General features: G+C 68.4%; 25 protein-coding genes. 15 read left to right on the top strand and 10 right to left on the bottom strand.

Translation table 11 applies throughout. The features are described 5' to 3' along the window. Nucleotides 1-23 precede the first annotated feature (23 nt). Complete coding sequence (locus tag F0357_RS17095) at nucleotides 24-797, top strand: SDR family oxidoreductase (protein WP_153484833.1); 774 nt, start codon at nucleotides 24-26, stop codon at nucleotides 795-797. Between the two features lie 74 nt (nucleotides 798-871). Then, the gene (locus F0357_RS17100; RefSeq protein WP_153484836.1) at nucleotides 872-1084 is read left to right on the top strand and encodes a tautomerase family protein; all 213 of its coding nucleotides are present in this window, start codon (nucleotides 872-874) and stop codon (nucleotides 1082-1084) included. A gap of 103 nt (nucleotides 1085-1187) precedes the next feature. On the opposite strand, the gene F0357_RS17105 is transcribed toward F0357_RS17100, so the two are convergent. The 5 genes from F0357_RS17105 to F0357_RS17125 form a co-directional block, all read right to left on the bottom strand. Further along, on the bottom strand, nucleotides 1188-3098 hold the full coding sequence (locus tag F0357_RS17105; protein ID WP_153484839.1) for a KUP/HAK/KT family potassium transporter: 1911 nt from the start codon (nucleotides 3096-3098) through the stop codon (nucleotides 1188-1190). Between the two features lie 136 nt (nucleotides 3099-3234). Beyond that, nucleotides 3235-4266 carry a transglutaminase family protein gene (locus tag F0357_RS17110; RefSeq protein ID WP_153484842.1) on the bottom strand — a complete coding sequence of 344 codons (1032 nt, stop codon included), beginning with the start codon at nucleotides 4264-4266 and terminating at the stop codon, nucleotides 3235-3237. Between the two features lie 93 nt (nucleotides 4267-4359). Continuing rightward, nucleotides 4360-4557, bottom strand: coding sequence for a PLDc N-terminal domain-containing protein (locus F0357_RS17115; RefSeq protein ID WP_312861640.1), 198 nt, complete (start codon nucleotides 4555-4557; stop codon nucleotides 4360-4362). A gap of 171 nt (nucleotides 4558-4728) precedes the next feature. Then, entirely contained in the window at nucleotides 4729-5184 is a 456-nt protein-coding gene (locus F0357_RS17120) for a GNAT family N-acetyltransferase (protein WP_153484846.1), read from the bottom strand. Nucleotides 5185-5852: 668 nt separating this feature from the next. Continuing rightward, nucleotides 5853-6704 carry an SDR family NAD(P)-dependent oxidoreductase gene (locus F0357_RS17125; RefSeq protein ID WP_153484850.1) on the bottom strand — a complete coding sequence of 284 codons (852 nt, stop codon included), beginning with the start codon at nucleotides 6702-6704 and terminating at the stop codon, nucleotides 5853-5855. Between the two features lie 454 nt (nucleotides 6705-7158). Here F0357_RS17125 and F0357_RS17130 point away from each other — a divergent pair, with 454 nt between their 5' ends. Continuing rightward, complete coding sequence (locus F0357_RS17130; protein WP_153484860.1) at nucleotides 7159-9345, top strand: anthranilate synthase; 2187 nt, start codon at nucleotides 7159-7161, stop codon at nucleotides 9343-9345. On the opposite strand, the gene F0357_RS17135 is transcribed toward F0357_RS17130, so the two are convergent. Further along, nucleotides 9330-9596, bottom strand: coding sequence for a type II toxin-antitoxin system Phd/YefM family antitoxin (locus F0357_RS17135; protein WP_153484864.1), 267 nt, complete (start codon nucleotides 9594-9596; stop codon nucleotides 9330-9332). The two genes, F0357_RS17130 and F0357_RS17135, sit on opposite strands and share 16 nt — an antisense overlap. Nucleotides 9597-9806: 210 nt before the next feature. Between F0357_RS17135 and F0357_RS17140 the strand changes: the two genes are divergently transcribed. The 11 genes from F0357_RS17140 to F0357_RS17190 all read left to right on the top strand — a co-directional run bounded on the left by F0357_RS17140 (nucleotide 9807) and on the right by F0357_RS17190 (nucleotide 20678). Further along, entirely contained in the window at nucleotides 9807-10907 is a 1101-nt protein-coding gene (locus tag F0357_RS17140) for a DUF6600 domain-containing protein (RefSeq protein WP_153484869.1), read from the top strand. Between the two features lie 137 nt (nucleotides 10908-11044). Beyond that, nucleotides 11045-12091 carry an L-glyceraldehyde 3-phosphate reductase gene (gene mgrA, locus F0357_RS17145; protein ID WP_153484879.1) on the top strand — a complete coding sequence of 349 codons (1047 nt, stop codon included), beginning with the start codon at nucleotides 11045-11047 and terminating at the stop codon, nucleotides 12089-12091. Between the two features lie 66 nt (nucleotides 12092-12157). After that, entirely contained in the window at nucleotides 12158-12601 is a 444-nt protein-coding gene (locus F0357_RS17150) for an Lrp/AsnC family transcriptional regulator (protein ID WP_153484882.1), read from the top strand. Between the two features lie 504 nt (nucleotides 12602-13105). Continuing rightward, nucleotides 13106-14287 carry a saccharopine dehydrogenase C-terminal domain-containing protein gene (locus F0357_RS17155; protein WP_281350402.1) on the top strand — a complete coding sequence of 394 codons (1182 nt, stop codon included), beginning with the start codon at nucleotides 13106-13108 and terminating at the stop codon, nucleotides 14285-14287. Between the two features lie 66 nt (nucleotides 14288-14353). Then, on the top strand, nucleotides 14354-15259 hold the full coding sequence (locus F0357_RS17160; RefSeq protein ID WP_153484893.1) for a PhzF family protein: 906 nt from the start codon (nucleotides 14354-14356) through the stop codon (nucleotides 15257-15259). Between the two features lie 146 nt (nucleotides 15260-15405). After that, nucleotides 15406-16335 carry a glycine--tRNA ligase subunit alpha gene (locus tag F0357_RS17165; RefSeq protein WP_153484896.1) on the top strand — a complete coding sequence of 310 codons (930 nt, stop codon included), beginning with the start codon at nucleotides 15406-15408 and terminating at the stop codon, nucleotides 16333-16335. A gap of 94 nt (nucleotides 16336-16429) precedes the next feature. Beyond that, nucleotides 16430-18655, top strand: a complete 2226-nt coding sequence (glyS, locus tag F0357_RS17170) for a glycine--tRNA ligase subunit beta (RefSeq protein WP_153484898.1) — start codon at nucleotides 16430-16432, stop codon at nucleotides 18653-18655. 83 nt (nucleotides 18656-18738) lie between these two features. Further along, a complete protein-coding gene (locus F0357_RS17175) occupies nucleotides 18739-19158 on the top strand; it encodes a hypothetical protein (protein WP_153484901.1) in 420 nt (139 codons plus the stop codon). A gap of 105 nt (nucleotides 19159-19263) precedes the next feature. Beyond that, a complete protein-coding gene (locus F0357_RS17180) occupies nucleotides 19264-19506 on the top strand; it encodes a type II toxin-antitoxin system Phd/YefM family antitoxin (protein ID WP_153487232.1) in 243 nt (80 codons plus the stop codon). Continuing rightward, nucleotides 19506-19937, top strand: a complete 432-nt coding sequence (locus F0357_RS17185) for a type II toxin-antitoxin system VapC family toxin (RefSeq protein WP_153484903.1) — start codon at nucleotides 19506-19508, stop codon at nucleotides 19935-19937. The genes F0357_RS17180 and F0357_RS17185 overlap by 1 nt, the downstream gene beginning before the upstream one ends. 24 nt (nucleotides 19938-19961) lie before the next feature. Beyond that, entirely contained in the window at nucleotides 19962-20678 is a 717-nt protein-coding gene (locus F0357_RS17190; protein WP_153484905.1) for an MIP/aquaporin family protein, read from the top strand. A 58-nt stretch (nucleotides 20679-20736) separates the two neighbouring features. Here the strand turns inward: F0357_RS17190 and purB are convergent, their stop codons facing one another. Continuing rightward, nucleotides 20737-22044 carry an adenylosuccinate lyase gene (gene purB / locus F0357_RS17195; protein WP_153484908.1) on the bottom strand — a complete coding sequence of 436 codons (1308 nt, stop codon included), beginning with the start codon at nucleotides 22042-22044 and terminating at the stop codon, nucleotides 20737-20739. 51 nt (nucleotides 22045-22095) lie between these two features. Continuing rightward, entirely contained in the window at nucleotides 22096-22788 is a 693-nt protein-coding gene (gene rpe / locus F0357_RS17200) for a ribulose-phosphate 3-epimerase (protein WP_153484910.1), read from the bottom strand. A 270-nt stretch (nucleotides 22789-23058) separates the two neighbouring features. Between rpe and F0357_RS17205 the strand changes: the two genes are divergently transcribed. Beyond that, nucleotides 23059-23985 (top strand): class I SAM-dependent DNA methyltransferase, encoded by a 927-nt coding sequence (locus F0357_RS17205; protein ID WP_153484912.1) that lies wholly within the window; start codon nucleotides 23059-23061, stop codon nucleotides 23983-23985. A 10-nt stretch (nucleotides 23986-23995) separates the two neighbouring features. Here F0357_RS17205 and F0357_RS17210 read toward each other — a convergent pair whose 3' ends face one another. Continuing rightward, nucleotides 23996-25507: a pyruvate kinase gene (locus tag F0357_RS17210; RefSeq protein WP_153484914.1), complete on the bottom strand. Its 1512-nt coding sequence runs from the start codon at nucleotides 25505-25507 to the stop codon at nucleotides 23996-23998. A gap of 92 nt (nucleotides 25508-25599) precedes the next feature. Further along, nucleotides 25600-26178 (bottom strand): isochorismatase family protein, encoded by a 579-nt coding sequence (locus tag F0357_RS17215; protein ID WP_153484917.1) that lies wholly within the window; start codon nucleotides 26176-26178, stop codon nucleotides 25600-25602. Nucleotides 26179-26271 lie beyond the last annotated feature (93 nt).

The raw sequence follows: 26271 nt of genomic DNA on the forward strand, positions 1-26271 counted from the left end.
TCGAACAGAACAGGAGACATCCCATGACCACCGCATCCTCAGCGTTTCCGGCGGCCGACGCGCCCCTTGCGGGCCGGGTCGCCGTCGTCACCGGTGCCTCGAAGGGAATCGGAGCCGCCATCGCGCGACGCCTCGCCCGGGACGGCGCGGCCGTCGTCGTCAATTATGCGAGCAGCGAAGCGGCGGCTGTCGCCGTCGTGCAAGAGATCGAAGCGGCCGGGGGCCGCGCCGTCGCGGTCAGGGCCGATATCGCCGATCCGGCGGGAGCAGGCGGTCTGTTCGACGCGGCGAGCGAGGCCTTCGGCGGCGTCGACATTCTCGTCAACAATGCCGGCATCATGGCGCTCGCGCCGATCGTCGCCACGGACGATGCGCTGTTCGAGCGCCAGGTCGCCACCAACATCGGCGGCGTGTTTCGCGGCATGCGCGAGGCGGCACGGCGCCTGCGCGATGGCGGGCGCATCATCAGCTTTTCGTCGAGTGTGGTCGGTCTCTATCAGCCGACCTACGGACTCTACGCCGCGACGAAGGCTGCGGTGGAGGCGATGACCCACGTGCTCGCCAAGGAGCTCGGACCTCGCGAGATCAGCGTGAGCGCCGTCGCGCCGGGCCCCGTCGCGACGGACCTCTTCCTCTCGGGGAAGTCGGACGAGCAGGTGGCGGCGATCGCCAAGCTCAATCCGTTCGGCCGCCTCGGCACGCCGGAGGACATCGCGAACGTCGTCGCCTTCCTGGCCGGCCCGGATGGCGGCTGGGTCAGCGGACAGGTGATCCGCGCCAACGGCGGCGTGATCTGAGGCCTGAAGTGCCCGAATTGCACCGGCGCCCCTGCACGCCGACATCCCAGAAGCAATCTATCCGGAGAAGAGCGATGCCCTTCGTCAATTTCAAGGTGCCCGAAGCCGCGCTGAGCCGCGCCCAGAAGGCAGAGATCGTCCACCGTACGACGGCGATGCTCGTCGAATATTTCTCGGAAGCCGCCCGGCCGCACACCATGGTCCTGATCGAGGAGGTCAAGGACGGTGGCTATGCGCGGGCCGACGAGGTCTTCACGATCCCCGCGGAATACCGCGCCAAGGACTGATTGCCGGCGCGATCGATCGGGCCGGATTTGCCGAAACAGACCGAGCCGCTCGGACCGTCGAGGTCCGGGCGGCTTCGGCGTTTCGTCGGCCGGATGAGGGGGATTATTTCGGCGTCATCGCCCGCACTGCCTCTTTGACGGCCGAGGGCTTCAAGGGCACGTCGAGGCTCAGGGGATAGCCGACTTCGAGGGTGCGCTTCGACGGCAGGTTGAAGCGGTCGGCGGCACGGGCCGCGTTGCGCACCAGAAGCACGAAGACGTAGCTCAGAAGGTCGCGCAGCGAGCGCACGCGGCGCGGCGGCAGCGGCCGCTCATGGCCCACGACGTAGATCACGGTGTTCGGATCGACCGAGACCTCGCGCAGGCCCGGGGCGAGCAGAGCCGGCAGGTTGACGGACTGCATGTAGCCGACCGCGAGTTCGATGCGGGTGAGGCGGCTGCTTAGCACCTCGACCTTGAGGCGATCCTCGGGGCCGACGCGCGGACGGCCGGCGACCTTCACGTTGACCAGGATCATGCGGTCGAAATTGATGCCGAGGAGTTCGTGCAGGCGGCCGAGCGCGATCGGGGCATGGGTGCTGGTGCGCGACAGCACGACGGCGCAGCGGTGGATCGAGGCGCCGACGGCGCGGTCGGCATGCTGCACGGCATTGAGCTCGATGCGGCCGCGCTCGTTGAGGATGATGCCCATGCGCCGCGTGCCGACGCGCCAGGCGACCATGACGAGCAGCGCCGCGCCCGCCAGCGAGAGCGGCAGCTCGCCGCCGGTGTCGAGCTTCTCGAGATTCGGCAGGAAGAAGGCGAGGTCGATGAGGAGCAGGCAGGCGCCAGCGACGTAGGTGACATATTTCGGCCAGCGCCGCATCCGCACCTGGGCGGAGACATAGAGCACCGTCGTCGTGATCATCGCGGTCGAAACGGCGATGCCGTAGGCGTGGGAGAGGGCGTCCGAGCTCTGGAAGGCGATCACGGTGGCGATCGAGAGCACCGCCAGGATCACGTTGATCGTGCCGATATAGACGTGGCTCTCGTTGCTCTCCGCCGTGTGCGTCACGCTCAAGGGCGGCATGAAGTTGGTTTCGATCGCCTGCTTGGTCAGGCTGAACACGCCGGTGATGACGGCCTGGGAGGCGATCACGGTCGCGGCGGTCGCGAGGATCAGCATCGGCAGGCGCAGGAAGTTCGGCGCAAGCAGATAGAACGGGTTCTGCAGGGCTTCGGGGTGGGCGAGGATGAGGGCGCCCTGGCCGAAATAATTGAGGAGAAGGCCCGGCAGCGCCACGTAGTACCAGGCGCGGGCGATCACCTTGCGGCCGAACTGGCCGAGATCGGCATAGAGCGCCTCGCCGCCGGTGATCGCGAGGAACACCGCCGAGAGGATGGCGAGGGCGCTGAACGGGGCGGCCATCAAGAGCCGCACGCCGTGGAGCGGATTGAACGCGGTAAAGACCACCGGGTAGTGCAGGGCGTGGATGAGCCCGAGCACGCCGATGGTGACGAACCAGACGAGCATGATCGGCCCGAACAAGACGCCGATCCGGTGGGTGCCGGCGCGCTGGCTCAGATAGACGAAGATGAGGATCACGATGGTGATCGGCACCTCCCACCGCCCGAAGGCCGGCGCCACATATTGAAGGCCTTCGACCGCGCTCAAGACCGAGATCGCCGGCGTGATGACACCGTCGCCGAACAGCATCGCCGCGCCGAGGAGGGCGATGAAGAGCAGGAAGCCGCGGGTGCCCGGGGTGAAGTGCTGGAGGTCGAGCAGGGTCGCCAGCGCCAGGATGCCGCCTTCGCCGTCGTTGTCGCAGCGGAGCACGAGGCTCACATATTTCACGCTGACGGAGAGGATGATCGCCCAGATGATCAGCGAGAGGACGCCCAGAATGGCGAGTTCTCCGCCGACGGGGGCCGCGCGCGCCGCTTCGCGGAACGCATAGAGCGGGCTCGTGCCGATATCCCCGAACACGATACCCAACGCCGCGACCGTCAGCGGCAAACGCCCAGCCGTCATCCGGCCACCTCTCCTTGTCGCGCCGCTCAGGCTCCGAGCGCCCCCGGCGACGCTCTACCCTCTGCCTCAATTGTACGCCGACGGCAATCGGGTGCATCGAACGGTCGCGGACAAAATTTCGCCGCCTCTGCGCCGGCTAAGCGGCGGCCTGTGGCGATTTCGCGAGGCTGGCGGCGGATTCTGTCGATGCGACAGGGATTAACGTCTGCGGCGCGGTCGCGGCGGAATTTTGATCGGTCGCTGTGGCGGTGGGCTCGATGGCCGCACTGGGTGCATCCCCCGGGGCGTTCTGCGCGCGATTGACGTGGACCTCGACCTGCATGCCGAGGAAATCCCCGGGGCGCCCCTGGAAGCTGCCTGCGATCGGCACGGCCTGCGCCGGATCGCGGGCGACGGCAACCCGGAGAAGGTTGGCGCTTCCGATCAGGCCGTTGGTCGGGTCGTACTCGACCCATCCCGCACCGGGCAGATAGACGTCGACCCAGGCATGGGTCGCGCCCGCGCCCACCGTGCCGTCCGCCGCCGCCCCATCGAGGGCTGGATCATACAGATAGCCGGACACGAAGCGGGTCGCGATGCCGAGGCAGCGCAGCCCTTCCATCATCAGCAGTGCGAAATCCCGGCAGGAACCGGACCCGAGATCGAGCGTCTCGAGCGGCGTCTGCGTGCCTTCGATGTCGCGCGCCTGATAGGCGAAGTCGGCCTTGATCGTTCGGTTCATCGCGTCGAGGAGAGCGAGAGTGTCGGCGGCGCCATCGGTGAGGAAGCCGCGAGCCCAGGCTTCGACCCGGCCCTTCGGATCCGGATAATGGCGTTCCAGCAGGCGGCCGAGATCGGCGCGGTCGTCGGCGCTGTAGACGAACGGGTAGTGGGCCGCCGCCGGATCGAGGTCACCCTCGATCGCCTCCCGCGTATAGCGGTCGATCACGAGGTCGCTTTCGATCACGAGCTCGGTCGCCGGGCCCGAGAACTCCACGACGGCAATCGAATTGCCGAACACGTCGTGGAACCAGCGCACCGAGCCGGGCGGCGACAACGCGAGCGTCGCCTCGATGAGGCGAAGATCGTGGCTGTCGCGGGGACGCACCATCAGGCGATGCGATCCCAGGGTCACCGGCGCAGCGTAAGAATAGCGCGTGGTGTGCTTGATATGCAGCGTCTCCGCCATGCGGGGCTCCTGCTCACGACGGAAGCGCCGCCGGCGGCGGCGCTTCGAAGGACGATCGGGTCGCGGTCTCGTAGAATCCGGACGGGGTGGGCGTCAGAGCCGCACGGTTCGCGGGGACGCGGGGCCGGCGAGGAGCCACGCGAGGAGCCCGAGCAGCGGAAGGAAGAGGATGACGATCACCCAGATCGCCTTCGCTGCCGTCGATGCTCGGGCCCGCAGGATCTGAACGATCGCATAGATGTCGAGGATCAGGACCAGAAGGCCCAGAATGCCGCTCAGTTCGAATCCCACGATCGTCTCCGCGCCGGACGGCCCCCTGGCGGCCTCGGCTTCCCGGCAGGAACGTTCTTCGGGTCGGTCGGTTCCGGCGAGCGCGAGCGTGATTCAGGGGAGCGCGAGCGTGACTTGGCGACGCCGACGGTGCGACCCGGCCTTGGCGACACCCGCACGGTTCGGACCCCCTCAGATTCGGATGTCGTAGGTGACCCACTTGGTCCGCGTCGCCACCCGGTCATAGAGGCCACGGGCGCGATAATTGTCCTCGGCGGTGATCCAGCGCAGCACCGTCCAGCCGCGCGTGCGGCCGATCTGCACCACGGCGTCGATCAGGCCCGCCGCCGCGCCGGAGCCGCGGGCGGCCGGCGCCACGAAGAGGTCGTCGAGGAACCCCCCGACCGAGGCGGCGAGGGGGCGGGCATAGGAGCGATAATGGGCGAGGCCGACGACGTGGCCGGAGCCGTCGATCGCGACGAGGCCCTTCACCTCGTGGGTCGGATCGTTCAGCCAGGTCCAGACGCGCTCGCGCATCTCGTCGGTCTGCTCGACCTCATAGAAGTGGGCATAATCCCGGTAGAGCACGTCCCAGGCCGCGCGGTGGGCCTCGGTCGGCGCCACGATCTCGAGTTGCTGCTTGGCCATGGGCTTCTTCCTTTCATGCTGCCACTTATTGTGCCGTCGTCATCATCCCCACTCGCTCCACCATCCGAGGTGAGGCTGTGCTTTGTTGACCTGCGGCAGGTTCAGCGCGACCTCTCACCGAGAACGCGCTCAATTGTAAATGGGAGCGATCTATGAAAACGGCAAGAGATTTCTTCAAACTGGTAGTTTGCGAGACAGTCGAGGAGTTTCGTCAGTGCCCAGATGACGTTCGGCGCGGGTTTCTGGCCTCAATTGTACTCCACCATCTGGCAGACTATTGGACGTCGGAAACCGGATGCAAGCAACGTGACCTTGAGTTGAAATGTTCAGACTTCGCGCTCGTACGTGACGTCTCAAATGCGGCCAAGCATATGACGCTTACCCGTAAGCCCTATTGCATAAAGCAGTCCGAGCAAGTTAATGCAACGCCTCATGAGGGCCTGTTTAATGCGTCTTTTGGAGACGGCCATTTCGCTGAGCCTTCAGAGGTTTGGATTAAACTGGATGATGGAACGAATAAGAGGCTAATGCCGATCGTCGATGCGGTCATGCATATGTGGCGGGGGATTTACCCCTAATATATCATTAGATTATGTGCTGAGCAGGATGCACACCCCTGCCAGGGGAGGGCGAAGGGGCCGTGTCCGCCGCGATCTTCGAGCGTGATCTCAGCCCTTCGCGAGAAAAGCCTTGAACGCCTCCGCATGATCGGGATGCCAGCGCGACAAAGGCGGGCGGTTCTCCACGATGTCGCCGGCGGCCCACAGGATGCGCCGCTCGTCGAGGCCGCGGCAGACTTCGTTGTCGGGGCAGAGGATGTAGAAGTCGCCGTCCTCGATCCGCGCGATCATGAAATCGACCGTCTCCTCCGGCGTCCAGGCGCCGTCCGGCTTTTCGAGGCGGCCGCGGGCGGTGAGCGCGGTGAAGACGAAGCCGGGGATGAGGAGGTGGGCGGAGACGGCGGCGCCGGCGGTGTTGCGCAATTCGTGCTGGAGAGCCTCGGTGAACGCCTTCACGCCGGCCTTCGACACGTTGTAGGCCGGGTCTCCCGGCGGCGTCGTGATGCCCTGCTTCGACCCGGTGTTGATGACGAGGCCCGGCGCGCCGGAGGCGATCATGCCGGGAACGAAGACTTGGGTGCCGTGGATCACGCCCCAGAGATTGACCGCGAGGATGCGCTCGAAGGTGCCGTCCGCGTCGAAGATCGAGCTGCCGGGCTGGATGCCGGCATTGTTCATCAGAACGTGGACCGCACCGTAGCTCTCGAGCGCCGCATCGCGCAGCCGCTCGACCTCGTCGCGCCGCGACACGTCGGTCGCGACCGCGAGCACGTCGGCCTTGCCGCCGGCCGCTGCGGCGGCGACGGCGTCCGCGGCCGCCTCGAGACGGTCGCCGCCGATGTCGGCGAGGACCACCTTGAGGCCGAGGGCCGAAAAGCGCTTCGCCGCCGCGAGCCCGATGCCGGAGGCCGCCCCGGTGACGACGGCGACGTGCGAAGGGGACAGGGCGGGATGGGGCATCGGCAGGTCTCCTCGGAAGCGGGCGGATCGCGGCGTTCAGGATGCGGTCGAGACATAGGTTGGGGCCGCCCGGCGGTCCACTCCCCTGAGGGCCGTCGCGGCGCGAACGCGCTGCACATGCGCGTGTTCCACCGCCGCCGGTGCTGCACGCCGCCGCCCGTGTCTGCGCCCTTGCCATCCGGCCGGCTTTGCCCCTACAAGAAGGGCCATGACGACCGTTCGCTCGATCAACGCTGGCTGGTGGTGGCGCGCCTCTTGAGGCGGCCGTCGCGGGCGCGTGTCGAAACCGACGTGCGATCGAAAAGAGGGCCGCCCAGGGAAACCGGGCGGCCTCTTTCGTTTCTGGCCCCCGGATCCCGGGCGGTGGAGGCCGGAGGGCGCCGTCCCTTCGGGGTTCAACGAGGCAGCAGCGGCGGCAGCGGCATGGAGCGCGCGCCCCGTGGGAGACCGACAGATGGCCGGAGCCGGGGACCTGATCTATCGCACCGAGGGGCGCATCGCCGTGACCCGGCGCGCCCGCGAGATCGATCATCGCGATGCCATCGGCCGCTGGGTCGACCGGCTCGACGTCGAGCGCGGGGCGGTGTTCTCGTCGAGCTACGAATTTCCCGGCCGCTACACCCGGTGGGACATCGCCTTCGTCAATCCGCCGCTCGTCGTCGAGGCGAAGGGGCGTTCGGTGCGCGTCGCCGCGCTCAACGCCCGCGGCCAGGTGCTGCTGCCGGCGATCCGCCGCACCCTCGCGGCGCTGCCCGAGATCGCGCACCTGGAAGACATTGCCGACGGCTTCACCGCGGTCGTGGCCGAGGCCGCGGGCGAGTTTCCCGAGGAGGAGCGCAGCCGGCAGCCGTCCGTGTTCTCGGTCGTGCGGGCGCTGGTCGCCCTGTTCCGCTCCGACGAGGATCCCCATCTCGGCCTCGCCGGTGCGTTCGGCTACGATCTCGCCTTCCAGTTCGAGCCGATCGAACTGAAGCTCGCGCGTCCCGACGACCAGCGCGACCTCGTCCTGTTCCTCCCCGACGAGATCCTGATCGTCGATCATTATGCCCGCCGGGCGACCGTGTTTTCCTATGATTTCGAGGTCGACGGCGTCTCGACCGACGGCCTGCCGCGGGACGGCGCGGTGCGGCCCTTCAAGGCGGCCGACCGTGTCGTCGGCCGCGGCGACCACGAGCCCGGCGAATATGCCCGCACCGTCGCCAAGGCCCACGATTATTTCCGCCGCGGCGACCTGTTCGAGGTGGTGCCCGGGCAGACCTTCACCGAGCGCTGCGCGGCCCCACCGTCCGCCGTCAGCCGCAAGCTCGCGGCGATCAATCCGGCGCCCTACGGCTTCTTCATGAACCTCGGCGCCGACGAATGGCTCGTCGGCGCCTCTCCCGAGATGTTCGTGCGCGTCACCGGTGGGCGCCGCGTCGAGACCTGCCCGATCTCGGGGACCATCGCTCGCGGCCGCGATGCCATCGAGGACGAGGCGCAGATCCGCAAGCTCCTCAACTCGAAGAAGGACGAGGCCGAGCTGACGATGTGCTCGGACGTCGACCGCAACGACAAGGCCCGCGTCTGCGAGCCCGGCTCGGTGCGCGTGCTCGGGCGGCGCCAGATCGAGATGTATTCGCGCCTGATCCACACGGTGGACCACATCGAGGGTCTGCTGCGCGACGGGATGGACGCGCTCGACGCCTTCCTGTCCCACGCCTGGGCGGTGACGGTGACCGGCGCCCCGAAGAAGTGGGCGATGCGCTTCATCGAGAACCACGAGAAGAGCCCGCGCGCCTGGTACGGCGGGGCGGTCGGCATCGTGCACTTCAACGGCGACCTCAACACCGGCCTGACCCTGCGCACGGTGCGCATCAAGGACGGTGTCGCCCAGGTTCGCGCCGGCGCCACCATCCTGTTCGATTCCGTGCCGGAGGAGGAGGAGCGCGAGACCGAGCTCAAGGCCTCCGCCATGCTCACCGCGATCCGCGAAGCGGGACAGCCGCCGAAGCCCGCCGCGGCGGCGGCCGCGGGCGTCGCCGCGAGCCATCGCCGGGTCCTCCTCGTCGATCACGAGGATTCCTTCGTCCACACCCTCGCCGATTATCTGCGCCGCACCGGCGCCGAGGTGACGACGCTGCGCACCCCCGTCGCGCCGGCGGCGTTCGACCGGCTTGCGCCCGATCTCGTGGTGCTGTCGCCCGGCCCCGGCCGGCCGGCGGATTTCCACTGCGCCGAGACGATCGCCGAGGCGCGGCGGCGCGGCCTGCCGATCTTCGGCGTCTGCCTCGGGCTCCAGGCGCTCGTCGAGGCCTTCGGCGGCCGGCTCGATCAGCTCGCCTTGCCGATGCACGGCAAGCCGTCGGAGATCACCGTCAGCGAGCCGGGCCGCCTGTTCGCCGGCCTGCCGGCGAGCTTCGCGGTCGGGCGCTATCACTCGCTGATCGCCGACCGGGCGGTGCTCCCGGCCGAGCTCAAGGTCACGGCGGAGACGGCGGACGGCGTGGTGATGGCGATCGAGCACGTCTCCGAGCCGATCGCCGCGGTGCAGTTCCACCCGGAATCGATCATGACGCTCGGCGGCGAAGTCGGCATGGCGATCATCCGCAACGCCGTCGCCACCCTGCGCCCCGGCGACGCCCGGATTCAGGCGGCGGGGTGAGGGATGGGGCCGTCGCCGGCTCCGTCAGACCCACCCTCCCAAAGCGCGAGCTCCTCTTCCGAGAGGGGCTCGCGGAAATCGGGGATATCGCCCAGGCTGTCCCCCATTATCCCCACTTTGAATCGACCTGCGCGAACCAGCCGAACGATCGGCCTTCCGCGGCGGGTGATGACGATCTCCTCACCGCCCGCCGCTGCTGCGATCAAGGCATGAAGGTGCGAGCGCGCCGCCGTAACGCTGACCTGACGCATTGAGACGACCCTCCCGGGGATGTTCGCCGTAGCAACTTTAGCGCGAATCCGGCGGGCCTGCGCGGTTCTCCGCTTGCGCTTTCTTGGCGATCCGCTGCGTAAGCGCGAACCGCGGGCGGCGTTCTTCGTTCACTCTCGGTTCAGGCCGCGGCGGGCATCGTACGCAGTCGATCGGATCGTCAGAGCGCGCCCCGTAGGAGACCGCCGCCCATGCTTTCGCCGAGTCCCCGGCGTCCGTTCCGGCTCAAGGCCGGTGCCGCGCTCGCGGGGCTGTCGTCGCGGCTGCCGCGCTCCCTCGTTCGGATCGGGCTCGTGGTCGCCGTGCTCGGCGCGGCGGCGCTGCCGTTCTCCGGCGCGGGCGAGCGGCCGTTCGACGTGCTCGACAGCGCGTCGGCGCAGGCGCCGGGCTCGATCGATCTGTTCTACGGCGCGCTCACGCCCTACGGCGCCTGGGTGCGCCACCCGAATTACGGGCCGGTCTTCATTCCGGCCAAGGTCTCCCCGGAATGGCGTCCCTATACGGTCGGCCAGTGGCGCTGGACGGACGGGTTCGGCTGGCTGTGGGCGTCCGACGAGCCGTTCGGCTGGGCCACCTACCATTATGGACGCTGGGGCTACGAGCCGAGCTGGGGCTGGTTCTGGGTGCCGGGCAACGAATGGTCGCCCGCCTGGGTTTCCTGGCGCTCGGGGGACGATTCGGTCGGCTGGGCGGCGCTCGCGCCCGACCGCGCCGGCCCCGCCTGGGGCTTCCCGACCCGTCAGAAGCCCGCGGTTCCCGAGGCGTGGGTGTTCGTGCCGACGCTGCGCTTCGCCCAGCCGAAGATCTATCTCTATGCCGCGCCCGTCCGCGAAACCTTCGCCTCGCTGGACGGTGCGCCGCTGTCGTGGACCTATTCCGCGAACGGCCCGCTCGAGAACCGTCCCTTCGACCGCGCTTGGCTGCGCCGCCACAACGGCCAATATGACGTGCCGGCGAAGGCGGTGAAGTTCGTCCACGACCGCGCCGAGATCGCCAAGGCGGGGGACGCGATCGCGCTCTATCGGCCATGGATCTCCGATCAGCCGGGTGACCTGCCGCCGCCGCCGAAGCTTCTCGATAGCCCCACCGACGCGAAGCGCATCCTGCTCGGAGAACGGGCCGACCCGAAGCTCGTGCCGCAGCCGCGGCCGGGCCTCAAATATCCGCGCGGCACCGCGCCGAGCCTGCCGCCCCACGCCAAGGGCAAGGTCGCGGAACCCGTCCAGGCCGCCGATCCCGCGCCCGACGCCGCCCCGGCCGCGCCGCTGATCCGCGCCGACGGAACCCTCTGAACCGAGCCGCTTTCCTGAACGTGTCCGGCTGGTCAGCCGGGCGCGCGCGTCCTATATCGGCTCAGCCTATCGGATCACTAGTCTTCTCACCCACGACCTGGACGGGTCCCGTCCGCCTTCCATCACGAGGATCGACCATGACCTATCTCGCCGCCGCCGATCGCTATGAGAAGGCGGTCTTCCGCAAGGTCGGACGCAGCGGGCTGGTGCTGCCCGCGCTCTCCCTCGGCCTGTGGCATAATTTCGGCGACACCACGCCCATCGACCGCCAGCGCGCCATCCTGCGCAAGGCGTTCGATCTCGGCATCACCCACTTCGACCTCGCCAACAATTACGGCCCGCCCTACGGCAGCGCCGAGACCAATTTCGGCCGCCTCCTCAAGGAAGACTTCGCGGCCTACCGCGACGAGCTCATCATCTCCTCGAAGGCCGGCTGGGACATGTGGCCGGGCCCCTACGGCCAGGGCGGCGGTTCGCGCAAATATGTGCTGGCGAGCCTCGACCAGAGCCTGAAGCGGATGGGCGTCGACTATGTCGACATCTTCTATTCGCACCGCTTCGACCCGCACACGCCGCTCGAGGAGACGGCCTCGGCGCTCGCCACGGCGGTCCAGCAGGGCAAGGCGCTCTATGTCGGCATCTCGTCCTATTCGGCGGCGAAGACGCGCGAGATGGCGGCCCTCCTCGAAAGCTGGAAGGTGCCGCTCCTCATCCACCAGCCGTCCTACAACATGCTCAATCGCTGGATCGAGGAAGAGCTGCTCGACGCCACCGAGGCGCTCGGCACGGGGGTGATCGCCTTCACCCCGCTCGCCCAGGGCGTGCTGACGGGCAAGTATCTGAAGGGCATCCCGGCCGGCGCCCGCATCACCAATCCGGGCGGCGATTCGCTGTTCCAGTCGCATCTGAGCGAGGAAAACCTCGCCCGCGTCCGCGCCCTCAACGAGATCGCCCAGCGGCGCGGCCAGACCCTCGCCCAGCTCGCCCTCGTCTGGGTGCTGCGCGACCCGCGCGTCACCTCGGCCCTCATCGGCGCGAGCTCGCCGGAGCAGGTGGCGGAGAACGTCGCCGCGCTGGAAAACCTCTCGATTTCCGCTGAGGAACTCGCCGAAATCGATCAATATGCCCAGGAAGGTCATCTCAATCTCTGGGAGAAGCCTTCGACCGATCGCGCGCCGGACTGATCGGCGCGTCTTCAGACTGATCCGGAGGGCTCGTCCCTCCGGCTCCATCCCGCGAGGCGAGGGCCGATGGGGCGCCCGATCGACGACGACAAGGATCGGGCCCTGATCGGCCTTCTGACGGCGAACGGGCGTATGCCCGTCGCCGAGATCGCCGCCAAGCTCGGCGTCTCCCGCGCCACCGCCCAGGCGCGTCTCACCCGTCTCGAACGGGACGGCATCATCAAGGGCTACACGATCGTGCTCGGCGATGCGGCCGAGAGCCCGACCGACTTGACCGCCATCGTCCTCGTCGAACTCGACGTGCGCAAACAGCCGGCCGTCGTCGCGGAGTTGAGGACGAGCCCGGAAATCGTGTCCTGCCATTCGATGAGCGGGCAGTTCGATCTGATGATCAACGTCCGCGCTGCGACCGCCCGCCGCCTCGACGAAACCCTCGACTGGATCGCGGCCATCGACGGGGTCCGCCGCACCATGTCGTCGATCCTGCTCGCGCGGAAGTTCGAGCGCTGAGTACTTAATGTTCGTTCGAGAGCGGGACCCTGATCGCTACTTAAACTGATCTGCTTTTGGAAAGTCAGTAAACCCAGCTAGCATAGCGTATCCTGCGTAACTAGCATATCGCGCGTACGACCCGCGTCGACCGGGAGAAGGAGACTGCGTGCTCAGCCAGTTCTCCTTGCTCGTGCAATGGATTAGCCTGTCGTCGCCTCTCAACTCGCCTAAGTAGCGCCCGTCCTGGCCGTATATCTCGTCACCACGAAAGCGACCGACGTAGGCGCCTTGGTAAGTCCACAAATCATCGTCGATGCGATAGCCGAACGACTCGCCACCCCATGTCCACATCCACTTCATTGCGTGCCCTCCCTACCCTCGGCCGAGACTAAAAGCCCATTCTGCCTTTCGTCAAACTGACGCAAATATCGTCGAAGTGCGCATAATATACGTTCTATCGATCATAAAAACCCGCACATCGATGCGCTTCGCTGATTTTTCGCGCGCCTCGTTTCGGCGAGTCTGAGCCCACGCGCCCTCGCGGAGAGGGCAGGGCATCAACGCTTCAGCCACGAGGGGTTTCAGATGGTCGCGAAACGTATCGCCGTTCTCGGCGCGGGTCAGATCGGTCGCATCATTGCGCGCATGCTGCGCGAGGGCGGCCACGAGGTTGTGCTGGCCGATGCCTCGGCGGCGACGCTCGCATCCGCCGGCGCCGCGGTCGCGACCCAGGTCGTCGACGTCGCCGATCAGGCCGCGCTGAAGGCCCTGCTCGCCGATCGCGACATCGTCGTCTCGGCCTGCCCCTATTTCCTCAACAAGGGCATCGCCGAAGCCGCGGCGGCGACCGGGACCCATTATTTCGACCTCACCGAGGACGTCGAGACGACCCGCTTCATCCGCGATCTCGCCGCCCGCTCGTCGTCGGCCTTCGCGCCGCAGTGCGGCCTCGCGCCGGGCTTCATCTGCATCCTCGGCGCCGACATGATGCGCCGCTTCGACACCGTACGCTCGGTCAAGATGCGCGTCGGCGCGCTGCCGCTCTATCCGACCAACGCGCTCGGCTACAACGTCACCTGGTCGGTGGACGGACTCATCAACGAATATTGCAACCCGTGCGAGACCGTCGTCGGCGGCCGCAAGATCCACGTCGCGCCCCTCGAGGGCCTCGAGCACGTGATGATCGACGGCGTCGCCTACGAGGCGTTCAACACCTCCGGCGGCCTCGGCACGCTGACCGAGACCTTCGACGGCGCCGTGCAGGAGATGAGCTACAAGACGCTGCGTTATCCCGGCCACGCCGCGATCATGAAGCTGCTGCTCGAAGATCTCGGCCTCGGCACCGACCGTGACACCATGCGCGCCATCATGGGCCGCGCCGCGCCGTTCACCCGCAAGGACATCGTGATCGTGTTCGTCACCGGCATCGGCGAGCGCGAGGGCCGGCTCGAAGAGGTGAGCCACGTGCTGCGTTATCTCGGCACGCCTGACATGAGCGCGATCCAGCTCACCACGGCCGCCGGCTGCGTCGCGATGGTCGAGCTCTTCCTCGCCGGCAAGCTGCCGCAGAAGGGCTTCGTCCGCCAGGAGGACGCCGATCTCGCCGCCTTCCTCGCGACCCGCGCCGGCCGTCTCCTGGTCGACGCCGCCGACCGCGGCACCGCCGATCTCGTCTCCCACGAAGCCCCGCGCCGCGCCGCCTGAGGCTTCGCTTTCGAGGCTTCTCCGCGGTAAGGTCCCGGCCGACAGGAGTTGGCCGGGAGTCTGCCCATGGCATCCATCGAGTTCGTCACCGTCGATGTGTTCACGCGGCAGCGTTTCGGCGGCAATCCGCTCGCCGTCGTGCCGGATGCCGGCGGCCTCTCCACCGAGGAGATGCAGGCGATCGCGGCGGAGTTCGGCTATTCGGAATCGACCTTCGTGCTGCCGCCTGAGGACCCCGCGAACACCGCGCGGGTGCGCATCTTCACGCCGACGGACGAGATTCCCTTCGCCGGCCATCCCAATGTCGGCACCGCCTTCGTGCTCGGCCGGCGCGGCGAGGCGTTCGGTCGGCCCGTCGGCGAGGCCATGGTGTTCGAGGAGATCGCCGGCCGCGTCGAGGTCGCGCTCGCGCGGGAAGAGGGGGCCGTCGTCGGGGCCGAGATCGTGGCGCCGCGCCCGCTCGCCATCCATTACGAGATCGATCCCGCTCTGGTCGCGGCCTGTGCGTCGCTCACGGCGGACGACCTCGCGCCCGGCTGGCAGCCGGTGATGGCCTCGGTCGGATTACCCTTCGTGTTCGCGGAGGTGCGCGATCTCGCGGCGCTCGGCCGGGCCGCGCCGCTCCGCCAGGCCTTCGCCGAGGCGGACCGCCGCCATCCGCGCGACGACGATCATTTCGCGGTCTTCCTGTTCCATCGCCTCGACGATCACATCCGCGCGCGGATGTTCGCGCCCCTGAGCAACACCGAAGAGGACCCGGCGACGGGAAGCGCCTCGGCGGCGCTCGCCGCCCACCTCGCGGCCCTCGATCCGGCATCCGATTTCCCGTTCGACCGGCTCATCGTGCAGGGCGTTGAGATGGGGCGGCGCAGCGAGATCCGGGTGCGGACGAGCAAGACCGCCGGCACCGTCGCGCCGGTCCGGGTCTCCGGCGCCTGCGTTCCGGTTCTCGCCGGCACCATCGCGCTCTGAGGCGTAACGTCTGCGCGCCGTGCACATGCGGGCGGGCCTGAAGACCGTGCGCGAGCCTTGACCCCGCCCGTCGCTCGTCGCAAGGTCCGCGCGCTTTTTCCCGGCCGGCCGCGTGGCCGGCCCGTCTGCGCATGAGGTCGTCGCCGATGGCGAACGAGACGCCGCCCTATCTCCGCCCCGAACGCTCGTTCCAGGGGCTCCTGCTCACGCTCCAGACCTTCTGGGCGGCGCAGGGTTGTGTCGTGCTCCAGCCCTACGACATGGAGGTCGGCGCCGGTACGTTCCATCCGGCGACCACGCTGCGCTCCCTCGGCCCGCTACCGTGGAAGGCCGCCTATGTGCAACCCTCGCGGCGGCCGAAGGACGGCCGCTACGGCGAGAACCCGAACCGCCTCCAGCATTATTACCAGTTCCAGGTGCTCCTGAAGCCGTCGCCGCCCGACCTCCAGGATCTCTATCTCGGCAGCTTGAAGGCGATCGGTCTCGATCCGACCCTCCACGACGTGCGCTTCGTCGAGGACGATTGGGAGAGCCCGACGCTCGGCGCCTGGGGCCTCGGCTGGGAATGCTGGTGCGATGGGATGGAAGTGTCCCAGTTCACCTATTTCCAGCAGGTCGCCGGCTTCGAGTGCGCGCCCGTCTCGGGCGAGCTCACCTACGGCCTCGAGCGGCTTGCGATGTACATCCAGGGCGTCGAGAACGTCTACGACCTGAACTTCAACGGGCGCGACGGCGCCGAGCGGATCTCCTACGGCGACGTCTTCCTCCAGGCCGAGCAGGAATATTCGCGGCATAATTTCGAGCACGCCGACACCGAGCTCCTGCTGCGCCACTTCCAGGACGCCGAGAAGGAATGCCGGCATCTCCTCGCGGCGGGCGACGACGGCGGGCGCCACCGCATGGCGCAGCCGGCCTACGACCAGTGCATCAAGGCGAGCCACATCTTCAATCTGCTCGACGCGCGGGGCGTGATCTCCGTGACCGAACGGCAGAGCTACATCCTGAGGGTGCGCGAGCTCGCCAAGGCCTGCGGCGCCGCCTGGCTCAAGACGACCGCCGGTGGCGTCGACGCCTGAGCCTTCTCCGTTCGGCCGCGCGAGCGTCCCGCCGTCACCGGCGGCCGCGCGGTCAAAGACCCGAGCGCCCACAACCTTCAGAGCGCGAAATCCGATGCCCGACCTTTTTCTCGAGCTCTTTTCCGAAGAGATCCCGGCCCGCATGCAGCGGCGGGCGGCGGCGGACCTCGCCGCGCTCGTCACCGAGGGGCTCACCGCGGCCGGTCTGCCCCAGGAGGGCGTGACCGCCTTCGCCACCCCGCGGCGGTTGGCTCTCAACGTCGTCGGACTGCCGGCCCGCTCGGCCGACGTCGAGGAGGAGCGCAAGGGGCCGCGCGTCGGTGCGCCGGAGGCGGCGATCGAAGGCTTCCTCAAGGCAGCCGGTCTCGCCTCGATCGATCAGGCGACCATCGTCTCCGACCCGAAGAAGGGTGAGTTCTACGTCGCCACGGTCCGCAAGGCGGGGCGGGCGACGGTCGACGTCGTGGCCGAGCTGATCCCCCAGGTCGTGCGCGCGTTCCCGTGGCCGAAGTCGATGCGTTGGGGCACCGGCACCCTGCGCTGGGTGCGGCCGCTGCACTCGATCGTCTGCACCTTCGGGCCCGAGACCGAAGAGCCGGAAATCGTCCACTTCGACATCGACGGCATCCGCTCCGGCAACCAGACGCGCGGCCATCGCTTCCACGCCCCCGACGTCTTCACCGTCAAGCGCTTCGACGATTATGTGGCGAAGCTCGAGCGGGCCAAGGTGGTGCTCGACGGCGATCGCCGGCGCGACATCATCCTCCACGACGCCCGCGACCGCGCCTTCGCGCTCGGCCTCGAACTCGTCGAAGACGACGCGCTGCTCTCCGAGGTCGCCGGCCTCGTCGAGTGGCCGGTGGTGCTGATCGGCTCGTTCGATCCGAGCTTCCTGTCGATCCCCGACGCGGTGATCCGCTCGACCATCCGCGCCAACCAGAAGTGCTTCGTGCTGCGCGATCCGCGCACCGGCCGGCTCGCCAACAAGTTCGTGCTGACCGCCAACATCGAGGCCCACGACGGCGGGCGGGCGATCGTCGGCGGCAACGAGCGCGTGGTGCGCGCCCGTCTGTCGGACGCCAAGTTCTTCTACGAGACCGACCTCAAGGTGCCGCTCGAGGAGCGCGCCAAGAAGCTCCAAATCGTCACCTTCCACGAGAAGCTCGGCACCCAGGCCGAGCGGGTCGAGCGCATCGCCGCGATCGCCCGCGAGATCGCGCCCCACGTCGGCGCGGATCCGGCCGACGCCGATCGCGCCGCCCGGCTCGCCAAGGCCGATCTCATGACCGAGATGGTCGGCGAATTCCCCGAGCTGCAGGGCTACATGGGCCGGCGCTATGCCGAGGCCCAGGGCCTCGATGCCAAGATCGCCGCTGCGATCGAAGACCATTACAAGCCGCAGGGTCCGTCGGATGCGGTGCCGACGGCGCCCGTCTCGATCGCCGTCGCGCTCGCCGACAAGATCGATATGCTGACCGGCTTCTGGATCATCGACGAGAAGCCGACCGGCTCCAAGGACCCGTTCGCGCTGCGCCGCGCCGCGCTCGGCGTCGTGCGCATCATCCTCGACAACCGGCTGCAGCTCGGGCTCGCGCGCCTCATCCGCGAAGCGGGGCGTGCCGTCGTCGCCCAGCGGATCTGGCGCGAGGGGCAGGAGGCGACGACGTCGCTGGTCGATATCTTCAAGAAGCTCGGCTGGCAGGGAGCCAAGGCGCTGCCCGAGGCTTTGACGAGCGAGGCGGAGGTGCTGGATCAGCGCTTCCGGGAGATCGATTCCAAGGGCCAGGAGGTTGCTCACGATCTCCTCGCGTTCTTCGCCGATCGCCTGAAGGTGCAGTTGCGGGAGCACGGCGCGCGTCACGATCTCGTCGATGCCGTGCTCGCCCTCGGGACTCAAGACGACATCCTCAGCATCGTGCGCCGCGTCGAGGCGCTCGGCGCCTTCCTCGACAGCGAGGACGGGGCGAACCTGCTCGCCGGCTATCGCCGTGCCGCCAACATCCTCAAGGCCGAGGAGAAGAAGGACGGCGTCGTCTACGACAGCATCCTCAACCAGGACCTGCTCGCCGACCCCATCGAGTTCGCCTTGTGGGAAGCGATCGGCGAGGCGACCATCGCGGCGGAGAGCGCGGTGCTGAACGAGGATTTCCCGGCCGCCATCTCGGCGCTCGGCCGCCTGCGCCAGCCGGTGGACCTGTTCTTCGAGAACATCCTCGTCAACGCCGAGGATCCTGAGGTCCGCGTCACCCGGCTGAAGCTGCTCGCCGGCCTGCGCGCCGCCACCCGCACGGTCGCGGACTTCTCCCGCATCGGCGGGTGACGCCGCACGGGCCGGGAATGCTGGGTCACGGATCGATGGGCGGGCGGCGGGCTTTCGGCAATTGCGATGGCCGGGAGGTCTGAATGTCGCCGCCGGCCGTCATCGACTCCGAGGCCGACCTCTCCCGCGCGCGGGCCGCGGCCGCCTTCGAGGCGGTGCGCAATTTCCTCGCCATGATGGGCCTCGACATCATCACGGGGTCGGAAATCACCAAGGCGGTCGAGATCGTCGAGCGCTGGCACGACATCCGGCCCGCGCTTCTCCACATCGTCGCCGCGGCGTTCCTGGCGCTCGCGGTTCTCGTCGTCCAATATCTCTTCGCGCTGTCGTTCCGGCGTAACGTCCGCGTGATCGTCCGCGGCACGGTGCTGGACCGGGGCCTCGTCGTCGGCGTTCTCGTCGTGCTCTGCTTCGTCACCCAGCTCGCTGTGGCGCTCACCTTCATTTCCGGCTTCTACGACGTCGGATTGCTCGGCACGGCCTTCGTCAAACTGACGACCTGATGCGCGGTGTGGGGCCGGAGCCTCGAATTGAGAGGCCGCCGCCGTCGGTCTCGGAAAGCACCGGCCTTCGTGCTATATGACTATCTAAATGGTCAGGAGAGTGCGATGGGAACGGTAAGTCTTGCAGAGGCAAAGGCACACTTAAGCGAACTGATCGATCAGGTCGAGGCGGGCGAGACGGTCGACATCACCCGCCGCGGCAAGCTCGTGGCGCGCATCACGGCGGTGCCGGCGCCGCGAAAGCCGATCGATGCCGCGCGCCTCGCTGCTGTCACGCAGACGATGCCGCTTCAGACGCAAAGCGCTGCGGATCTGGTGCGAGCCATGCGGGACGACGAGCCCTATTGATGCTCTATCTCGACACGTCCTTGATCGTGGCAGGCGTTGTTCGTGAAACCGTGACGCCCCTTGCGCAGGTGTGGCTTCAAGAGCGCAGCGTCGAGGAACTCCTCATCAGCGAGTGGACCTTCACCGAGATGTCGTCGGCGCTGGCGATCAAGCTGCGCACAGGTCAGATCAACCTTGATCAGCGCGCCGCTGCCATGGCGCTCTTTCAAAGTCTGGTTGCCGAGAACTTCAAGGTTCTCCACGTCCGAAGCCGGCATTTCCGCCAGGCGGCTCAGTTCGCCGATCAACATGGGCTTGGTTTGCGGGCTGGAGATGCCCTACACCTCGCCGTCGCGGCCGAAAATGGTGCGACCGTTCACACTCTCGATCACCGCCTTGCGAGCGCCGGTCCGGCGCTCGGTGTGCCGACGCAGCTAATGGTCTGGTCGTAAGTCTCGAGACTCGGAAAGCATCCCATGAAGAAAGCGGCGGCGGAGTTCATCGGCACCTTCACGCTGGTGCTGTTCGGGTGCGGCGCCGCGGCCATGGCCGGGATGGGAGCATCATCGACGGCGATCGACGGTCTTCCGATCGCGTTCGCCTTCGGTTTCGCCTTCATCGCGATGGCCTACGGCATCGGCCCGATCTCCGGCTGCCACCTCAACCCGGCGGTGTCGTTCGGTGTGCTGATGGCCGGCCGCATGTCGGCGGGCGAGTTCGTCGTCTACGCGATCTCGCAGGTGATCGGCGCCATCTTCGGCGCGGCGGCGCTCTATCTGATCCTGTCGGGCAAGGGGGGCGGCTGGGCGCCGGCGGCGCTCGGGCAGAACGGGTGGGGCGGCGGCTATCTCGGCGGCTACGACCTCACCTCGGCCTTCGTGTTCGAGGTGGTTGCAACCTTCCTGCTCCTCGTCGCCGTGCTCGGCATCACCCAGAGCGGCAACCCGACCCACGTTCACGGGCTGTCCGGCCTCGCGATCGGCCTGACGCTGACGGCCATCCACATCGTCGGCATCAACATCACGGGCGTCTCGGTCAATCCGGCCCGTTCGCTCGGCCCCGCCATCGTCGGGGCGGGCAGCAACCCGCTCGCGCTCAATCAGGTCTGGCTGTTCGTGATCGCGCCCCTCGTCGGCGCCGCCTTCGCGGGCCTGCTCTTCAAGAGCGGCGTGCTGACCCGCGACGAGAGCTGAACGGCCTCTCGCGCGGGTGAGAGCGGCCGCCGGCTTTCGCGGCGACCGCCATCGCGTGTCAGGCGCGGCCGAAGACGCGGCGGAACACCGTATCGACGTGCTTCAGGTGATAATCGAGGTCGAACAGGGCCTCGAGCTCGGCCTCGTCGAGGCGGGCGCGCACGTCGGCGTCGGCCTTGAGCAGCGCCAGGAAGTCGCCGCCCTTCTCCCACACCGGCATCGCGTTGCGCTGGACGAGACGGTAGGCATCCTCGCGCGCCACGCCCTTCTGGGTCAGCGCCAGCAGCACGCGCTGCGAATGGACGAGGCCGCCGAGACGATCGAGATTGCTCTGCATCCGCTCCGGATAGATCAACAGCTTGTCGATCACGCCGGCGAGGCGCGACAGGGCGAAGTCGAGCGTCACCGTCGCGTCCGGGCCGATCATCCGCTCGACCGAGGAATGGGAGATGTCGCGCTCGTGCCAGAGCGCCACGTTCTCCATCGCCGGCAGCGCATAGGCGCGCACCATGCGGGCGAGGCCGGTCAGGTTCTCGGACAGCACCGGGTTGCGCTTGTGCGGCATCGCCGACGAGCCCTTCTGGCCCGGCGAGAAATATTCCTCGGCCTCCAGCACCTCGGTGCGCTGCAGATGGCGGATTTCCGTCGCCAGCCGCTCGATCGAGGAGGCGACGACGCCGAGCGTCGCGAAGAACATGGCGTGGCGGTCGCGCGGGATGACCTGGGTGGAGACCGGCTCGGGCTTCAGGCCGAGCGCGGCCGCGACGTGTTCCTCGACCCTGGGATCGATGTTGGCGAAGGTGCCGACGGCGCCCGAGATGGCGCAGGTCGCGACCTCTTCGCGGGCGGCGACGAGGCGGGCGCGGTTGCGCGCGAATTCGGCATAGGCTTGGGCGAGCTTGAGGCCGAACGTGACCGGCTCGGCATGGATGCCGTGGCTGCGGCCGATGGTCGGCGTCAGCTTGTGCTCGAAGGCGCGGCGCTCGAGGGCGGCGAGAAGGGCATCGACGTCGGCGATCAGGAGATCGGCGGCGCGCACGAGCTGGATGTTGAAGCAGGTGTCGAGCACGTCGGACGAGGTCATGCCCTGGTGGACGAAGCGGGCGTCCGGGCCGACATGCTCGGCCAAGTGGGTCAGGAAGGCAATGACGTCGTGTTTGACCTCGCGCTCGATCTCGTCGATGCGGGCGGTGTCGAACTCGGCCGCCTTGCCCATCTTCCAGATCGTCTCGGCCGCCGATTTCGGGATCACGCCGAGCTCGGCGAGGGCGTCGCAGGCGTGGGCCTCGATCTCGAACCAGATGCGGAAACGGGTTTCCGGCGACCAGATCGCGGCCATCTCCGGCCGGCTGTAACGCGGGATCATGAAGGCTCCTTCTGAAGGGTTTTGCCGCGACGGGGCGCGTGAGGGGTGGGGTCAGCCCCGCCGGGCGCTCTCCGCGGCGGCGCGGATCGCCTCGATGTGGCGGGCATAGGCGGCCGGACCGTCCTTGAAGACGGCGGAGCCGGCGACGAAGGCGTTGGCACCCGCCGCGGCGACGGCGGCCGCGGTCTCCGGCACGATGCCGCCGTCGACCTCGATGTCGATCGGCCGGTCGCCGATCAGCGCCTTGACCCGCGCGACCTTCTCGACCATCGCCGGAATGAAGGCCTGGCCGCCGAAGCCGGGATTGACGGTCATGACGAGGATGAGGTCGGCGCGGTCGATGAGGAACTCGACCGCCTCGACCGGCGTACCAGGATTGATGGCGACGCCGGCCTTCTTGCCGAGATGGCGGATCGCCTGAAGCGAGCGGTCGATATGGGGACCGGCCTCGGCATGGACGATCAGGCTGTCGGCGCCGGCCTCGGCGAAGGCCTCGAGATAGGGATCGGCGGGCTCGATCATCAGATGGACGTCGAAGCGCTTCGCCGTCGTCGGGCGGATCGCCTTCACCACCGGCGGGCCGAAGGTGATGTTCGGCACGAAATGGCCGTCCATGATGTCGAGATGGATCCAGTCCGCCCCGGCGGCGTCCACGGCGCGGACCTCCTCGGCGAGGCGCGAGAAATCGGCCGACAGGATCGAGGGGGCGATGGCGATCGGGCGGGACAGCGTCGGGCGGGACATGGGGCCTCCGGTCCGGTTGGAGCGCGGGATTTTCGGGCGCGGGATGCGGCGCGCAAGAAGAGACTTGCGCGACGCATCTTGCCAGAGAGGGCGCGTGGCGCGCGTAGCACGCCCCGGGCGCCATGGCAAAGGGAACGGAACGCGCTGTCGTCGCCGGAGGTGGGCGAGCGGGAAGCGGGACGGCGTAGCCGAGTGCTTTCCTTGGCGGCGGGGCTGGCTTAGTGCTCGGGCGAACGCCGGCCCAACGGCCGCGATGATGACCGGACCGCCATGACCACCGCCTTCTTCCACTCCTCCGGCGACGTGCTCGCCGATCGTCGCTACGTCTATGCCGAGGGCCTGCTCGCCGACGGCGACGCCGTGGCGGCGGCCGACCTGTTCGCCCAGGCCGTCGAGCTTGCGCCCGCCTGGGCGGCCGGCTGGGCGGCGCTCGGCAGGGCGCGGGAGGAGGCGGGCGAGGCGTTGGCTGCGGTCGCGGCCTACCGGCAGGCTCTGACGCTCGCGCCCGATGATCCGTTCGGCGCGAGCCTCAAGATCGCCAAGCTCGCGGGGGAGGCGGCGCCCGCCGCGCCGCCCGCGGCCTATGTCCGCGACCTGTTCGACCAATACGCGCCGCGCTTCGAAAGCGCCTTGATCGACGGGCTCGGCTACCGGGTGCCGGGGCGCCTCGGTGATCTCCTCGCCCGCCTCCGGCCGGCACTTGCGACGCGGCCGGCGGCTCACGCCGTCGATCTCGGCTGCGGCACCGGCCTGATGGCGCCGATCCTGCGGCCGTGGGCGCACCGGCTCGACGGCGTCGATCTCTCGGCCGGCATGGTCGCGGTGGCGGAGGAGAAGGGGCTCTACGATCGCCTCGCCGTCGGCGACGTCGTGGCGTTCCTCGCGGACGGCGGCGCGCCCATCGATCTCGTCACCGCGGCGGACGTGTTCTGCTATCTCGGCGATCTCGAACCGGTGTTCGCCGCGATGCGGCCCCGGCTCGCGGCCGGCGCCCTCGTCGTCTTCTCGGTCGAGCGCGGGGCGGGCGAGGGTTGGCAGCTTCAGCCTTCGCTCCGTTTCGCCCACGGCGCCGATTATCTGCGCGCCCTCGCGCACCGCCACGGACTTGCCGTCGTCGCCCTCGAAGAGGACGCGCTGCGTCGCGACCGGGGTGAGCCGGTCGCGGGCCTTCTCGCGGCGTTCTCCGCGCCCGGCTGAGGCCCGGCGCCTACCAGGATTTCAGCGCGCGCATGCGCGACGTCTTCTTGAAAACGTGGGCATCCATCCGCGTCAGCAAGCGGTCGAGCACGTCGACCGCAGCCCCGACCTCGGGCCCCTTGTTGAGCATCACGCACTCGGCGCGGCCGGCCATGGCGGCGTCCGTCATCTCGCCGCGCGAGGGGACGCCGTGCTTGACGAGCTCCTCGAGCACCTGGGTTGCCCAGATCGCCGGAACGCCCGCGGCCTCGCAGATCCACAGGATTTCCTCCTGCATCTCGGCGAGACGTTCGAAGCCGATCTCGGCGGCGAGATCGCCGCGGGCGATCATCACCGCGAAGGGGCGCCGGCCGCTCGCGCGGGCGATGAGGTCGGGCAGGTTCTTGACCGCCTCGGGCCGCTCGATCTTGGCGACGAGACCGATCGGGTGACCGGGCTTGCCCTGGCGCGCCAGCGCCTCTTCGAGGAGGTCGATGTCGTCGGGGCGGCTCACGAACGAATAGCCGACCATGTCGGCGCACTCGACCACCGTCGCGAGGTCGCGCTCGTCCTTGTCGGTGAGCGGCGACAGGCCGAGCGCGGTGTCGGGCAGGTTGATGCCCTTCTCGGATTTGAGCTTGGTGCCGCCGGCCTTGGTGCGCGCGACGCGGATGATCGCCTCGCCATCGCCGACGCTCTCGACCGTGCCTTCGAGCTTGCCGTCGTCGTAGCGCAGACGGTCGCCGACCGAGAGGCGGTTGACCATCTCGGGCAGCGAGACCGCGGCGCAGAACGGCACCTCCTCGGTGCCGTAGGGCTCCGCCTTGGCGACGAGGCGGAACGCATCGCCGGCCATCAGGCGGACGCCGGAACCCGGCGCGACGATTGTTTCCGTGCGGATCTTGGGGCCTGCGATGTCCATCAGGATGGTGAGGCGGCGGGCGACAAATTCACCCGCGGCGCGGACGTTCGCCGCCATGGCACGCCAAGCCAGATGATCGTCGTGGGCGCAATTGATGCGGGCGATGTCCATGCCGCGGCGAGCGAGATCGAACACCACCTCGCGGTCGGTCGCCGCCTCGCTCGGCAGCGTCACCATGATGCGGCTGCGCCGCCCCTGACGGGGCACGCCGAACAGGTGGTCGGTCGCGTTCGCAAGCCGCAGTTCGCCGGCGAAGAAGGCGGCTTCGCTCGGGGCGGGATGCGGGCTCTGCCGGCCGGCCATCGCCGCGAGGGCGCAGAGGACGGCGTCGAGCGTCGGCAGCACGCGGCTTTCGATGCGCCCGAGGGAGGACAGCCCGCGCCACATCAGGCGGTGCTGGAGGGGGCGCAGGTCGCGGTGCCGCAAGCTCATATAATGGGCGAGGTTGCCGATCGCGGCATCGTGGTCGGAGCGGCCGAACCGTCCCATGAGCGCGGCGCCGTCGGTGGCGACCTGGTCGCGCAGGGCGAGAACCTCGTCCATCAGCGCGCCGATCTCGCTCGCCGCGTTATCCGCCGTGCTGTCGCTCGCCTGCACCGCTACGGCCTGTTCCGTACTCATCGAGTGACCCTCCGCCGACATGAAACGCGCCTGCACCATAGGGCTGGATGATAACGTGGCGTTGACGCAAATCACTCGGCGGGCGGCGCCGTTCAGCCATTGAAGGCCGCAACGATCTCCGCGGTGCGGCGCACCTGCGCGACGCGGGGGAGGATCCGTTCCACCGCGAAGGCGTGCATGCCCTCGCCGAAGCTCGACGAGGCGTCCTCGGCGATCACGACGCGGTAGTTCAGATGCCAGGCGTCGCGCGCCGTCTGCTCGACGCCGAAATTGGTCGCGACGCCGCAGACGATGACCGCCTCGATACCGCGGCGGCGGAGCTGGAGGTCGAGCTCGGTGCCGAAAAACGCACTCCAGTGCCGCTTGAGGATGCTGATGGTCGGGGAGAGATCGGCGAGTTCGGGCGTGCGCTCCGACCAATCGGCCGGAAAGCCGCCCGGCGGCAGGGTCATCGCCGCGTCGACAGGCTGGGCGAGCCGGTCGGCCGCGCCCTCGGAAAAGCCGACGCGCACCTCGACGATCACGCCACCCGCCCCCTTCACCGCCTCGATCAGGCGGCGCGCCGCCGCGACGACGGCGTGGCGGTCGTGCGGCGCCAGCGGCATGCCGAGCGTGCCGTTCTGGAGATCGATGAGAACGAGCGCGGTCTTCGTCGGGATGAAGGGGGTCATACTGGCTCCTAGGAAGATATATAATCAGTAAAACTTATTATAAGAGTTGCAATATGTCATCCGTGAGACGGTGCGATCGCGCGACGAGGGCGG

The organism is Segnochrobactrum spirostomi (assembly GCF_009600605.1).
Lineage (GTDB): Bacteria > Pseudomonadota > Alphaproteobacteria > Rhizobiales > Segnochrobactraceae > Segnochrobactrum > Segnochrobactrum spirostomi.